We start from the raw sequence: 12,490 nt of genomic DNA on the forward strand, positions 1-12,490 counted from the left end.
TGAGGAGATGAAGATGACCCGCACCGTCTATCTGAATGGCGAATACCTGCCGGAAGCCGAGGCCAAGGTCTCGATCTTCGATCGTGGATTCGTCATGGCCGACGGCGTCTATGAAGTGACCAGCGTGCTTCAGGGCAAGCTGCTGGACTTTCCGGGCCATCTGAAGCGGCTGACCCGCTCGCTTTCGGAACTGGGCATGGGCAATCCCCTGTCGGACGACGAATGGCTGGCGATCCACCGCAAGCTGCTGGAACTGAACGACGTTCGGGACGGCATGATCTATCTGCAGGTGACGCGCGGCAATCCGGGCGATCGCGACTTTGCCTTTCCGCCCGAAGGCACGCCCCAGACCGTGGTGCTGTTCACTCAGGCGAAACCCGGCCTTGCCGACAACCCGGTCGCAAAGACCGGGATGCGCGTGATCTCGGTCCCGGACCTTCGCTGGGCGCGGCGTGACATCAAGACGGTGCAGCTGCTTTACCCCTCGCTCGCCAAAATGGAGGCGAAGAAGCAGGGCGCCGATGACGCCTGGCTGGTCGAGGACGGCTTCGTCACCGAAGGCACCTCGAACAACACCTATATCGTCAAGGACGGCAAGATCATCACGCGCGACCTGTCTACCGACATCCTGCACGGCATTACCCGCGGGTCGCTGCTGCGCTATGCCGCGGAAGCCCAGATGCAGATCGAGGAACGCCCCTTCACCATCGAAGAGGCGAAACAGGCGGATGAGGCGTTCTTTACCTCGGCCTCGGCCTTCGTGCTGCCAGTGGTCGAAGTCGACGGCGCCAAGGTCGGCACGGGCACGCCGGGCCCCGTCGCAACCCGCCTGCGCGAGCTTTACCTTGAAGAATCGCTGAAATCCGCGATCTGATCCCCCCGGACATGACGAAGGGCGCGACCGTTACCGGCGCGCCCTTTTCCTTTGCCTTTTCGGCTGTCCTGCCGTCAGGCGGCGTTCTCACGCACAAGAGAGATATTGCCGACGCTGTCGACATCGGTATCGCGCAGCACGGCCAGAACCTCGCCATTGACGATCAGGTTGACGTTCTCGCCATCCTGTTCCAGCTCGTATTCTGCGGCACCGTCGTAATCCTCGGTCAGGGTCACGGTGATGCTGTCAGAGCTGCCATAGGTCACATTCGCTGCACCCCCGGCATCGCTGCGCAGCACGATATGATCCGAACCCTCGCCCGGATCGACGATATCATTCGCACCGGCGTGGATGGTGTCATTGCCATCGCCGCCCAGCAGCGTGTCGGGCGCATCCGGATCCGAGGCATCGGGCGACAGGATCAGGTCGTCATCTTCCTCGCCATCGATATAGACAGTGCCGCCGTGATCCTCGATCCGGTCGTCACCTTCGCCGCCGGTGATCGAATGATTGCCGTAATTGGTGATGATGGTGTCATCGCCATAGCTGCCGTCGATGGTGTCATTGCCCTCATCGGCACCCAGGTCATAGGCGCCATAATGGTCGTCGTCATAGCCGAGATAGATTTCATCGTCCCCGGCATCGGCGGTCACGGTATCCTCGCCATAGCCGGTCCAGATGAGGTCGTCCCCTGCCCCGCCCGAAACCGAATCGTCACCGTCATAGGACTGGATCGCGTCGTCCCCGTCGGTCCCGATCATCGTATCCGCTTCGTCGGTGCCCTCGGTCACCTCACGCCCGCCAAAGGGATCGTCGGAAGGTGCATCCGGCCCCTCGTCATCGTCATTGCTCGACACGAGCGAACCGATTCCGACAACGCCCAAAAGGCCCAGCAACAACAAAAGGGTCTGATTCATCCGCCCACTCCACTCTCTTGGCCGGCAAGATAAACCGGGCGCTTCCCATCCGGCAACCTGCCAGAGAACGAACACGCAGCTGTGTGATATCCCGGTGCCGCCCATTGGCAGGCAAGGGGCGCCACAAGACGCCCCTTGCCTGCCGGTTCAATGCCCCAGGATCTGGCTGAGAAACAGCTTCGTCCTTTCGCTTTGCGGGTTGTTGAAGAACTCGGTCGGGCTGTTCTGCTCGACGATCTGGCCCTGGTCCATGAAGATCACGCGGTGGGCGACGGCCTGCGCGAAGCCCATCTCGTGGGTGACGCACAGCATGGTCATGCCGTCCTCGGCCAGCTCGATCATCGTGTCCAGAACCTCCTTGATCATCTCGGGGTCAAGGGCGCTGGTGGGCTCGTCGAACAGCATGATCCGGGGCTTCATGCACAGGGATCGCGCGATCGCCACGCGCTGCTGCTGCCCGCCCGAAAGCTGGCCGGGATATTTCAGCGCCTGTTCCGGGATCTTGACCTTTTCCAGGAATTGCATCGCCGTTTCCTCGGCCTGCTTCCTTGGCACCTTGCGCACCCAGATCGGGGCCAGCGTGCAGTTTTCCAGGATGGTCAGATGCGGGAACAGATTGAAATGCTGAAAGACCATCCCGACCTCGGACCGGACCTTGTCGATGTTCTTCAGATCGTTGGTCAGTTCGGTCCCGTCCACGATGATGCGTCCGGCCTGATGTTCCTCAAGCCGGTTGATGCAACGGATCAGCGTCGATTTTCCCGACCCCGAGGGGCCGGCGATCACGATCCGCTCGCCCCGGCCAACGGTCAGGTCGATATCGCGCAGCACGTGGAAGGTCCCATACCATTTGTTCAGCTTCGAGATCGAGATCGCGGCCTCGCCAAGGCGCTGCTGGGTCTGCGGTTCTGTTGCCATGCGATGCTCCTCAGCGGTGATCGCGCTTCAGGCGGCGTTCCAGATACATGGAGTAACGCGACATGCCGAAGCAGAGGATGAAGAAGATCGAGCCCACGAAGATATAGGGCTCCCAATAGGCGCCCTTCCATTCGAAGCTCGCGCGGATGGTGTCGGACATCGCCTTCAGCGGGTCGAACAGCCCGACGAAGGTGACCAGCGTCGTGTCCTTGAACATGCCGATGAAGGTCGAGACGATGCCGGGGATCGAGATCTTCAGCGCCTGCGGCAGGATGATCAGGCGCTGCGCCTTCCAGTAATCCAGACCCAGCGCGTCCGCGGCCTCGTATTGCCCCTTGGGCAGCGCCGCCAGCCCACCGCGGATCACTTCGGCCATATAGGCCGAGGCGAACAGCGTGACCATGATGATGACCCGCAGGATGATGTCGAAATTCGTGCCCGGCGGCAGGAAATAGTTCAACAGCAGCGAGGCCACGAACAGCAGCGCGATCAGGGGCACGCCGCGGATGAACTCGATGAAGATCACCGCCATCATCTTGACCACCGGCAGATCGGACCGCCGCGCCAGCGCCAGGATGACCCCCAGCGGCAGCGACAGCGCGATGCCCGAGACCCCGATGGTGATCGACAGGACGAAGCCCCCGAACAGGTCCGAGGACACCGGCACCAGCCGCAAGGGCAGGACCGCCGCAAGTCCGCGCATGACATAGTCCGACAGAAGCAGCCACCACAGCGCGGCCGCGACCACGGCGGCGGCAAAGGCGAACATGCCGAACCGTGCCAGAAGCTGCCAGACGATGAAGCCGACCGCAAAGCCTGCCAGCGCAACGACAGGTCCCCAGATCGTGCCCCCCCACAGCAGCCAGACCGCCAGGAAGGGATAGATCAGGCTGGCCAGCAACGCCCAGCCGGGCTGGCGCTCGATCAGGACGATCCAGGCCAGCATCAGCAGGGTCATCGCGCCCAGCTCATGCCCCTTGGCCCCCAGCACCATTGAGATCAGGACCGTCAGAAACAGCGCAAGCCCGGTCACGATCCAGCGCGCCTTGCGGTTTTCCGAAAACAGCACCGGTGCCAGCGCAAGGAACAGCGTGCCGAAGGCCAGCACCGGCCGCCAGTACAGATCGACCGGATAGAAGCCGAAGACGAACTGGTTCCAGCGATGCTTGATGATCGCGAAGCACGCGCCCGAGGCATCGGGACCGTGGGTCGCGGCGACGATCTTGCGGCACTCGGCCATGCTGTTGGCGTTCCAGACAGCGTGGGACAGCCACGGCCAAAGCGTGCTGAAGACCAGCCACAGGATGCCAAGTCCCAGCAATGTCAGCGCAATGTTCAGCGGCCCCGAGAACAGGTTCTGGCGCAGCCAGGGCAGCACCCCGGTACTGCGCAGCGGGGGTGGCTCTGGCGGCAGCATTGTCTCACGCACGAAGGCCGCGGCGTCGGGTTGGGAATCGCTCATCTTACCGCTCCCTCAGTTTGACGCGGCTGTTGAAGACGTTCATGCCGCCCGAGATGATCAGGCTGAGGATCAGATAGATGCCCATCATCAGCAACATGCACTCCATCTCGCGGCCGGTCTGGTTCAGCGTCGTCCCGCCCAATGTGCCGCGCAGGTCCATGAAGCCGACCGCGATGGCCAGCGAGCTGTTTTTGGTCAGGTTCAGATATTGCGAGATCAAAGGCGGGACGATCACCCGCAGCGCCTGAGGCAGGATCACCAGGCTCATCGTGCGGCCGGGACGCAGTCCAAGGGCAAAGGCTGCCTCGGTCTGACCGCGGCTGACGGCCAGGATGCCGCCGCGCACGATCTCGGCGATGAAGGCCCCCGTATACAACGTCAGCGCGATCCACAGGACCACGAAGGCGTTGTCGAGGTTGATTCCATCGGCAAAGTTGAAGCCGCGCAGCACCGGCGGGATCAAATGCAGCCCGAAATGCCAGGTCAGCAGCAGCACTGGCAGCAGGTACATCGCCAGCGTGATCCACCAGGTCGTCGGGCGTCGCCCGGTCCGGTCCTGCACCCGCCGCGCCCATTTGCGCAGGATGCGATGACCGATGATGGCCAGCACCAGCACGGTCGCATAGGCGATGAAGGCCCAGCTGATCCCCTCTCGTCCCAGCGCGATGATGCCGGGGGGGTTCGACATGCCGATTCCGGGGACCGCGGTATAGCGGTTCGTGGGCGCGATCAGATCGAACAGGATCATGTTGGCCGCCGGATTCTCGCCACGGTAATCCCTTGGCGCCGGCATGATCTCGGTAAAGATCGCAAGGATGACCAGGATCCACAGCAGCAGCGGGATGTTGCGGAAGACCTCGACGTAAACGGTCATCAGCCGCGCGATCAGCCAGTTCGAGGAAAGCCGCAGCACGCCCACGATCACGCCAAGGATGGTCGCCGAGATGCAGCCCAGGATCGAGACCTGCAGCGTGTTCAGCAGCCCGACGATGGTCGCCCGCAGGTGGGTGTCGTCGGAGTTATAGGGGATCAGCTGCTGGGGGATGTCATATCCCGCGCGCCGAAACAGAAAGTCGAAACTGAGCGTCTTGCCGATAATGGCAAGGTTCTTCAGCGTGTTGTCGATAAGCCAGCTGGCCATCAGCATGACCAGGATGAACACGACGGCCTGGATCGTCAGCGAACGATAGCGCCGATCGTAAATCAGCATCGACAGGCGGAAAGGCGGACTGGCCGCGCCTGGATAATCTACCATATTGTATCCCCTGTTGGCCGGCGGTCGGGTCTTTTGCCCATGTTCTTGCCGGCACGTGGCGAAACGGGCGGGGTTTTACCCCGCCCGTTCGTATCTTTTGCGCTTAGCGGAAGGGCATCGCGTACATCAGCCCGCCCTGGGTCCATTGCGCGTTCAGGCCGCGCGCCAGGCCGATCGGAGTCTGCTCGCCGATGGTCGCGGCAAAGATCTCGCCATAGTTGCCCTGCGCCTTGATCGCGCGCTTGGCCCATTCGGCATCAAGCCCCAGCATCTTGCCCAGATCGTCCGAGGCGCCCAGCAGGCGCTGGACTTCCGGGTTCTGCGAGGATTTCGACAGCTCGTCGATATTGGCCGAGGTGACGCCGTATTCCTCGGCCGCGATCAGCGCGTAAAGCGTCCAGCGCGCGATGTCGCCCCAGTTGTTGTCGCCGTGGCGAACCGCCGGTCCCAGCGGTTCCTTCGAGATGATCTCGGGCAGGATGATGTGGTTTTCCGGATCGGCGAAGGCCGCCCGGGTCGCCGCCAGCCCCGAGGCATCGGTGGTATAGGCATCGCAGGCGCCAGCCATGTATTGCTGCTCGCCCTCGGCGTTCGAATCGATGTTGACCGGCTGATAGGTCATGTTGTTGGCCTTGAAGTAATCGGCCAGGTTCAGTTCCGTCGTGGTGCCGGTCTGGATGCAGATCGTCGCGCCTTCCAGTTCCTTGGCCGAGCTGACGCCCAGGTCCTTGCGAACCATGAAGCCCTGGCCATCGTAATAGTTCACGCCGATGAAATCGAGCTTCAGGTCGGTGTCGCGCTGGAAGGTCCAGGTCGAGTTCCGGGCCAGAAGATCGACCTCGCCCGAGCTGAGCGCGGTAAAGCGCGTCTGGCCGGTCGTGGGCACATATTTCACCTTGGTCGCATCGCCCAGAACGGCGGCGGCCACGGCCTTGCAGAAGGCCACGTCGAAGCCGGACCAGTTGCCATTGGCATCCGGGGCGGCAAAACCGACAAGGCCGGTATTCACGCCACAGTTGAGCACGCCGCGGGCTTTGACCTCTTTCAGCGTGTCGCCTTCAGCGGCAATGGCACCCGTCGCCATCAAGGCGAAGGCGGTGACAGAGCCGAAGAGTGCAGATTTCTTCATGGGGTTCCTCTCTGTTGGTCTTCCGACCCTTGACGCGGGCCGTTGGGAAGCTGGGGCCGTAGGCTAGCCCGCTTGAGCCAAGGGGCAGGTCCACTGCCCCTATAAGCGGCATTGTGCCAATGAAGTTCCCTGCGTCAAGAATTAGGGAGGTTGTGTCAGGCGGTTCTGCTGAGAAGCCAGAAGCGCTCAGCGTTCTTCATCTGCGCCAGTCGCGCCGCCGCGGCCTCGTCCGCCTCTTCGTCGCGGCCCCAGTTTTCTGCCTGATATTCCTCATCAATTCGGGCCAAAGCGTGCGAGGATTCGGCATCCAGGCGGCCGCGCAAAACCGCCAATCCCAAGATCAGCGACCCCGGAAGCGTGACCAGATCGTGCAGCGCGGTCAGGCCGTAAGCATCCAGCGCCATGACCTCTGCCCGCAATTTCAGCAGGCTCGCGTCGTCCTGCGGCACCGGCAGAACACCGTGGGTGATGCGCAGCGGGGCGCGCAGCTCGGTCGCGGCCCAGTCGATCAGCGGATCCCAGCCTTCGGCCTGGGCGCGGATCAGCGCCTCGGGCGCCTCGGCGCGATAGGACAGAAGGTCGGTCCCGCCATATTCGGCCAGCATGTTCGCCACCGCCTCGAACTGCGGGGTCACGCGCTCAACCGCAGAGTTGGCGGCGCGGGTCAACGGCATTGTGTTCGGGTCGATGATCTCGTCCTGCGCGTCCCATTCCGCGGCAATCGCCTGTGCCAGCGCGGCGGTCGGCAGGATCAGCGCCAGTTTGCCCGGTGTGCGGACGGGGCGTCCGTCCAGCGTGATTTCAAACCCGTCCGCGGCCTCGCGCAGCTGCGAGGACGTCCAGAACCGCCGGGCTTTCCATTCCCCGCTCATGCCGCGTGCTCCAGCTTTGCCCAATCCATCAGGGCCTGCGTCAGCGAGGGATAATCCAGCGCGACCAGCGCCGCACCCGCCGCGTGCAGGTCCGCCGTCGGGTGATAGCCCCAGTCTACGCCAAACGCGGTCATGCCTGCGGCGCGGGCCATTTCGATGTCGAAGACCGTGTCCCCCACCATCACGGCATCCTCGGGCCCCAGCCCGGCATCGAACAGCGCACTTTCCAGCATTGCCGGATGCGGCTTCGATGGGTGCCCGTCCGCCGTCTGTCGCGTAAAGAAGCGTCCGGTCAGCCCGTGCGCCTCAAGCAGCGCGGTCAGCCCGCGCATCGGCTTGCCGGTCGCAATGCCCAGCAGCACATGGTCCAGCGAGGCCAGCGCGTCCAGACAATCCAGCGCGCCGGGATAAAGCGGCGGCACCGCGCCATTGGCCCGCGCCGTTGCAAAAGCCTCGCGATAGCCGAGGACGACACGTTCATGCATCTCGGCCGAGGCTCCGGGCAGCAGCCGCGCCACCGCGATCGGAAGGGACAGACCCACGATCGACAGGATCTCGGCCGGCTCCATCTCGGGCAGACCGGCGGCGTGCAGACCCTGGTTCATGGCATGAGCGATCTCGTGCTGGCTGTTGACCAGCGTGCCGTCGACGTCGAACAGGACCAGCTTCATTGCACGTCCTCGAACGGATCCTCGGGAACGTCGCTTTCATGCCAGCCCAGCGTTTCCCAGGTCCGCGACATATGGTCGGGCAAGGGCGCGGTGATCGTGATCAGCTTCTTGGTGATCGGATGCTCGAACCGGATCACGCGGGCATGCAGATGCAGCTTGCGGCTGATTTCGCCGCCCAATTGTGCGCCCCAGCCGTCGCCAAGGTTTTCCTGCCCCGAACCGCCATACTTGCCGTCACCGATGATCGGATGCCCCATTTCGGACATATGTGCGCGAAGCTGGTGGGTCCGCCCGGTCACGGGCACCATCGCTACCCAGGAAACTCGCCCGCCAAGCGCCGAGAGGACAGCGTAATCGGTATGGGCGCGTTTCGCGCCCTCGGTCTCGGCCACGGCCGAAGGATGGACCGCGACCATCTTTTCGCCCTCGCCCATGCGACCGCGGCCCGGCGCCTTGACGAGACCATATTTGATCGAGCCCATGCGCGGATGCGGCACGCCCGCCACCGCCGCCCAATAGATCTTGCGCGTCAGCCGGTGGCGGAACGCCTCGGACAGGGAACGGGCAATCCGGTCGGTGCGCGCCAGCAGCAGAACGCCCGACGTGTCCTTGTCCAGCCGGTGGACCAGCTTCGGGCGGTCCTTGTAGCCGAACATCAGCGCCTCGGTCAGCCCGTCCACATGCCGGTCCCCCTGCCCCGAGCCGCCCTGCGACGGCAGGCCCGGCGGCTTGTTCAGCGCGATGATATGCTCATCGCGCCAGAGCACGCAGGACTGGATCATCTCGGCATCGGACTGCTTCACGCGCGGCTTCGCCGCAACCGGGGGCGGCGCGCCATCGGGCAATGGCGGAACCCGCACCTCTTGCCCGATCTCAAGCCGGGTATTGGCCTTGACCCGCCCGCCATCGACGCGAAGCTGACCGGTGCGGCACATCTTTTCGACCGCGCCTTGCGTCAATTGCGGAAAACGCTTCTTCAGCCAGCGATCAATGCGCTGGTCGCCCTCATCCGCGCCGATACGGATTGTCTGAACACCACTCATACGAAAAACCCCCGGCCAACGGCCAATCCGGCGGTGACCGCCAGAAGTGAAATCAGGACAGAAGCCAGGACATAGCCTGCGGCGGTCACGGTCGCGCCACGCTCCCACAGGACCAGCGTATCCAGCGCAAAGGCCGAAAACGTGGTGAATCCGCCCAACACACCCGTCAGCAGAAGGGGCGCCAAATGCTGCCCCCCGCGCTGCGCGATGACCGAGGCGAGCAGCCCCATGACGAAACAGCCGACGATGTTGACCGTCAGCGTGCCCAGCGGAAAGCCGGCGGTGATCCGCCCGGCCAGAATGTTGACGCCGTAACGCGCCATCGACCCCAGGGCGCCACCCAGTGCGACCTGAAGGAATGCATGTTTCATGTCTTGCCCTCTGTCCGTCGCTTTTGACGGAGGCTGGCGAACCATTCAACGCGCTTTTTCAGGTCGCGTTCGAATCCGCGCTCGACAGGAAGGTAAAGGACGGGACGTTTCATGCCCTCGGGGAAGTAATCCTGCCCCGAGAAGCCATCTTCGGCATCGTGGTCATATTGATAGCCCGCGCCATAGCCCTGATCCTTCATCAGCCCGGTTGGCGCATTCAGGATATGAGCGGGCGGCATCTGGCTGCCCGAGCGTCGCGCCAGGTCGCGCGCCCCCTTGTAGGCGGCATATCCCGCATTCGATTTCGGGGCGAGCGCCAGATAGATGACGGCCTGCGCCAACGCCAGCTCCCCCTCGGGACTGCCCAGACGTTCGTAAAGCGCCCAGGCGTCCAGGCAATGGCGCTGCGCGGCGGGATCGGCCAGGCCGATATCCTCGACCGCCATGCGGGTGATGCGCCGTGCCAGATAGCGCGGATCCTCTCCACCCTCCAGCATGCGCGAGAACCAGTAAAGGGCTGCATCCGGATCACTGCCCCGAACCGATTTGTGCAGCGCCGAGATCAGGTTGTAATGCTCGTCCCCCGACTTGTCGTATTTCGCGGCCCGTCGCATCAGGCGCTGCGACAACTGGTCGGTGTCAAGCTTGCCTGCGACCTTCCAGGCCATCACCTGCTCGATTAGGTTCAGCGCCGCACGACCGTCGCCATCGGCCATCTCCAGCAGGCGGTCACGCGCTTCGGCGGCCAGGGGCAAGGCGCGTCCCAGTTCCTGCTCGGCGCGCTGCGCGAGCCGTTCCAGATCGGCAAGGCTCAGCCGCTCCAGCACGATGACCTGCGCGCGCGACAAAAGCGCGGCGTTCAGTTCGAAGCTGGGATTTTCGGTGGTGGCGCCGACAAGGACGATGGTGCCGTCTTCCATATGCGGCAGGAAGCTGTCCTGCTGGGCCTTGTTGAAGCGGTGGATCTCGTCCACGAAAAGCAGGGTGCCGCGACCCTGCTGGCGGCGTAGGCGCGCTGCGTCAAAGACCTTGCGCAGCTCGGGCACGCCCGAAAAGATGGCCGAAATCTGGACGAAGGCCAGGTCCGTCTCCAACGCCAGCAGCCGCGCGATCGTGGTCTTGCCCACGCCCGGCGGCCCCCACAGGATCAGCGAGGAGAGGCTGCCCGAGCCAAGCATCGCGCCCAAGGGCCCGTTGGGCCCCAGAACTTTTTCCTGGCCCACGACCTCCGCCAGGCGGGAAGGCCTGATGCGGTCTGCCAGGGGGCGATTCGCATTGGGTGCGGGGGCGCCGGCATCCGGCGCATTGTCGAAAAGATCTGCCATCGGGGCGGCATGTTACGCCGCCCGTGACATGCGCGGAAGTCCCCTCCGCGCGAACATTCCCTAGTGCATCTTGGGCGCAAGATTGATCGAAACGCATTGGAAATAACCGTCGTCGATCCACACTACCGGACCCATCGCCTGTGCATCCAGGCCACAAGGCACCAGCCAGCGCGGCCAGGTCGAAGCGACCAGACAGACCAGCTTTGACGCGCCCAGCTCCCGCGCGGAGCTGGTCATCTCCTTGACAAGATTCAGGTGGACGCGGCGGCGCTGACTTTGCGGGATGGTGTGATCCACGAACAGGCGGCTTGCCTCCCAGGTGCCGACTTCGACCGGCGCGGATTCATCCAGCAGGTTCTTCGGGATCGAGCCCCCCAGCAGATCAAGCTGCGCATCGCGGATCATGTAGGAATACATGCCGCAGCGCGCCGTGGTCGGCGTCAGGCGAACGCCGGCAAGAACATTGCCCCGTTCATGAATCGCGACCCAGCGGCTCATCGGGGTGTCGTACTGGTCGAACTCCATATCGTCGGTCTGGGGCAAGTCCCAGCGTTTCTGAACGATAAAGCTTTGCTTCCGGGCACGGAAAATATTGGCAAACAGTTCGCCGTGATTGTGGAGGTTGGCGAACGAAAGCGTGGTGGTCTGCATGGTAGTCTCCTGGGGTTGTGGTGGGTGGTGGCCCCCAGGGTGTAACCGCGCGATAGTGAACCGTTGTCTTACAGCAAGCGGTAGTCCTTGGCTCTCTGCAGCGCCTCGGCAGTCGTGCGCGCCATGAGACGTTCGCGCGCCGATATGAGACGAGCCTTGAATGCGCTTTCAGTAATGCCAAGCTTTGCTGCCGCCGCCGCGTGCCGATCTCCTTCTGCGATGCACCTTAGGGCCTCTTGTTGAGCCTTGGTAAGGCTCTCCGGCGGCTCCGTGATGTCGTGAAGCCGTCGAATCGTCGCCGAGATCACTTCGATCTCGTCATCCGTGAATTCCCGCTTGTCATGCGCAAAGCAGCAGATTGTCCGCGACTTGATGGGACCATGCGCAATGGCGAGCCCATAGTTCAGCCCGTGATCCGCCGCATCCTGCAGGATCGAGAACGGATCCGGGATCGGCAGCACGCTCCACCGACAGGCGCCGGTGGTCGAAAACCCCCAGGCGATGGTCGGATCGCGAAGCGCGTAGGCCCGCTCGGAGTAACGCAGCGACCATTCCTTGTTATAGGTCTGGAACTGCATCAACGGAGCAGCAAAACGAATATGCAGGCCGACAAAGTATCCGGCCGGAGAAAGCTTTCTGAGCTTTGCGAGTGCTGCGTTGATATCCGCGCGAGACGACATGACTAATTGGACAGATTGAGTTTTCTAACGGTCACTGCCAGAAATGGCATGAGGACGAGTGTATTCAAGCGTATCTGGTTTTGCGAGCGGTGTTTTCATAAACCCACTTTCAGAGCCCGAATCTGTATTCCACAGCAGCACTTGTCGCAAACTGCCTGCAATGCGCGAGTCCGTGGAATTTTATCCACCAAAAGCAGAGCCATGCGTCAAATCGGCCCTTCGGACGACCCTTGAAAAGCCCCCGATCTGCGACCTTCACATGTTGCAAAAAGCCCGCAGCCGAACCTTCGACCGCGGGCTTAAATGATCTCGTAACCCTAAG

At 63.0% G+C, this 12,490-nt stretch carries 13 protein-coding genes; 1 reads left to right on the forward strand and 12 read right to left on the reverse strand.

Annotated elements, in window-relative coordinates; translation table 11 throughout:
• Positions 1 to 13 precede the first annotated feature (13 nt).
• On the forward strand, positions 14 to 874 hold the full coding sequence (locus tag RM190_RS01050) for a D-amino-acid transaminase (protein WP_311757531.1): 861 nt from the start codon (positions 14 to 16) through the stop codon (positions 872 to 874).
• Between the two features lie 74 nt (positions 875 to 948).
• Here the strand turns inward: RM190_RS01050 and RM190_RS01055 are convergent, their stop codons facing one another.
• The 12 genes from RM190_RS01055 to RM190_RS01110 all read right to left on the reverse strand — a co-directional run bounded on the left by RM190_RS01055 (position 949) and on the right by RM190_RS01110 (position 12,168).
• On the reverse strand, positions 949 to 1,791 hold the full coding sequence (locus tag RM190_RS01055) for a calcium-binding protein (protein ID WP_311757532.1): 843 nt from the start codon (positions 1,789 to 1,791) through the stop codon (positions 949 to 951).
• Between the two features lie 147 nt (positions 1,792 to 1,938).
• The gene (locus RM190_RS01060) at positions 1,939 to 2,709 is read right to left on the reverse strand and encodes an amino acid ABC transporter ATP-binding protein (RefSeq protein WP_311757533.1); all 771 of its coding nucleotides are present in this window, start codon (positions 2,707 to 2,709) and stop codon (positions 1,939 to 1,941) included.
• Between the two features lie 10 nt (positions 2,710 to 2,719).
• A complete protein-coding gene (locus tag RM190_RS01065; protein ID WP_311757534.1) occupies positions 2,720 to 4,171 on the reverse strand; it encodes an amino acid ABC transporter permease in 1,452 nt (483 codons plus the stop codon).
• Between the two features lies 1 nt (position 4,172).
• Entirely contained in the window at positions 4,173 to 5,426 is a 1,254-nt protein-coding gene (locus RM190_RS01070) for an amino acid ABC transporter permease (RefSeq protein WP_311757535.1), read from the reverse strand.
• 103 nt (positions 5,427 to 5,529) lie between these two features.
• Entirely contained in the window at positions 5,530 to 6,555 is a 1,026-nt protein-coding gene (locus tag RM190_RS01075) for an amino acid ABC transporter substrate-binding protein (RefSeq protein ID WP_311757536.1), read from the reverse strand.
• A 155-nt stretch (positions 6,556 to 6,710) separates the two neighbouring features.
• A complete protein-coding gene (locus tag RM190_RS01080) occupies positions 6,711 to 7,427 on the reverse strand; it encodes an ATP12 family chaperone protein (protein ID WP_311757537.1) in 717 nt (238 codons plus the stop codon).
• Positions 7,424 to 8,098, reverse strand: a complete 675-nt coding sequence (locus RM190_RS01085) for an HAD-IA family hydrolase (protein WP_311757538.1) — start codon at positions 8,096 to 8,098, stop codon at positions 7,424 to 7,426. The genes RM190_RS01080 and RM190_RS01085 overlap by 4 nt, the downstream gene beginning before the upstream one ends.
• A complete protein-coding gene (locus tag RM190_RS01090; protein WP_311757539.1) occupies positions 8,095 to 9,141 on the reverse strand; it encodes an RluA family pseudouridine synthase in 1,047 nt (348 codons plus the stop codon). The genes RM190_RS01085 and RM190_RS01090 overlap by 4 nt, the downstream gene beginning before the upstream one ends.
• A complete protein-coding gene (gene crcB / locus RM190_RS01095; protein WP_311757540.1) occupies positions 9,138 to 9,512 on the reverse strand; it encodes a fluoride efflux transporter CrcB in 375 nt (124 codons plus the stop codon). The genes RM190_RS01090 and crcB overlap by 4 nt, the downstream gene beginning before the upstream one ends.
• Positions 9,509 to 10,837, reverse strand: a complete 1,329-nt coding sequence (locus RM190_RS01100; RefSeq protein WP_311757541.1) for a replication-associated recombination protein A — start codon at positions 10,835 to 10,837, stop codon at positions 9,509 to 9,511. The genes crcB and RM190_RS01100 overlap by 4 nt, the downstream gene beginning before the upstream one ends.
• 60 nt (positions 10,838 to 10,897) lie before the next feature.
• Positions 10,898 to 11,488 (reverse strand): acyl-homoserine-lactone synthase, encoded by a 591-nt coding sequence (locus RM190_RS01105; protein ID WP_311757542.1) that lies wholly within the window; start codon positions 11,486 to 11,488, stop codon positions 10,898 to 10,900.
• A 68-nt stretch (positions 11,489 to 11,556) separates the two neighbouring features.
• A complete protein-coding gene (locus RM190_RS01110; protein ID WP_311757543.1) occupies positions 11,557 to 12,168 on the reverse strand; it encodes an autoinducer binding domain-containing protein in 612 nt (203 codons plus the stop codon).
• Positions 12,169 to 12,490: the final 322 nt, after the last annotated feature.

Source organism: Paracoccus broussonetiae, from assembly GCF_031854425.1.
GTDB classification, from domain to species: domain Bacteria; phylum Pseudomonadota; class Alphaproteobacteria; order Rhodobacterales; family Rhodobacteraceae; genus Paracoccus; species Paracoccus broussonetiae.

What these genes read in the sequence shown, in the direction of transcription:
- RM190_RS01090 (WP_311757539.1), bottom strand. Translation starts at nt 9,141, where the DNA reads ATGAGTGGTGTTCAGACAATCCGTATCGGCGCGGATGAGGGCGACCAG.
- RM190_RS01055 (WP_311757532.1), bottom strand. Translation starts at nt 1,791, where the DNA reads ATGAATCAGACCCTTTTGTTGTTGCTGGGCCTTTTGGGCGTTGTCGGA.
- RM190_RS01050 (WP_311757531.1), top strand. Translation starts at nt 14, where the DNA reads ATGACCCGCACCGTCTATCTGAATGGCGAATACCTGCCGGAAGCCGAG.
- RM190_RS01105 (WP_311757542.1), bottom strand. Translation starts at nt 11,488, where the DNA reads ATGCAGACCACCACGCTTTCGTTCGCCAACCTCCACAATCACGGCGAA.
- RM190_RS01060 (WP_311757533.1), bottom strand. Translation starts at nt 2,709, where the DNA reads ATGGCAACAGAACCGCAGACCCAGCAGCGCCTTGGCGAGGCCGCGATC.
- RM190_RS01080 (WP_311757537.1), bottom strand. Translation starts at nt 7,427, where the DNA reads ATGAGCGGGGAATGGAAAGCCCGGCGGTTCTGGACGTCCTCGCAGCTG.
- RM190_RS01110 (WP_311757543.1), bottom strand. Translation starts at nt 12,168, where the DNA reads ATGTCGTCTCGCGCGGATATCAACGCAGCACTCGCAAAGCTCAGAAAG.
- RM190_RS01100 (WP_311757541.1), bottom strand. Translation starts at nt 10,837, where the DNA reads ATGGCAGATCTTTTCGACAATGCGCCGGATGCCGGCGCCCCCGCACCC.
- RM190_RS01085 (WP_311757538.1), bottom strand. Translation starts at nt 8,098, where the DNA reads ATGAAGCTGGTCCTGTTCGACGTCGACGGCACGCTGGTCAACAGCCAG.
- RM190_RS01065 (WP_311757534.1), bottom strand. Translation starts at nt 4,171, where the DNA reads ATGAGCGATTCCCAACCCGACGCCGCGGCCTTCGTGCGTGAGACAATG.
- RM190_RS01075 (WP_311757536.1), bottom strand. Translation starts at nt 6,555, where the DNA reads ATGAAGAAATCTGCACTCTTCGGCTCTGTCACCGCCTTCGCCTTGATG.
- crcB (WP_311757540.1), bottom strand. Translation starts at nt 9,512, where the DNA reads ATGAAACATGCATTCCTTCAGGTCGCACTGGGTGGCGCCCTGGGGTCG.
- RM190_RS01070 (WP_311757535.1), bottom strand. Translation starts at nt 5,426, where the DNA reads ATGGTAGATTATCCAGGCGCGGCCAGTCCGCCTTTCCGCCTGTCGATG.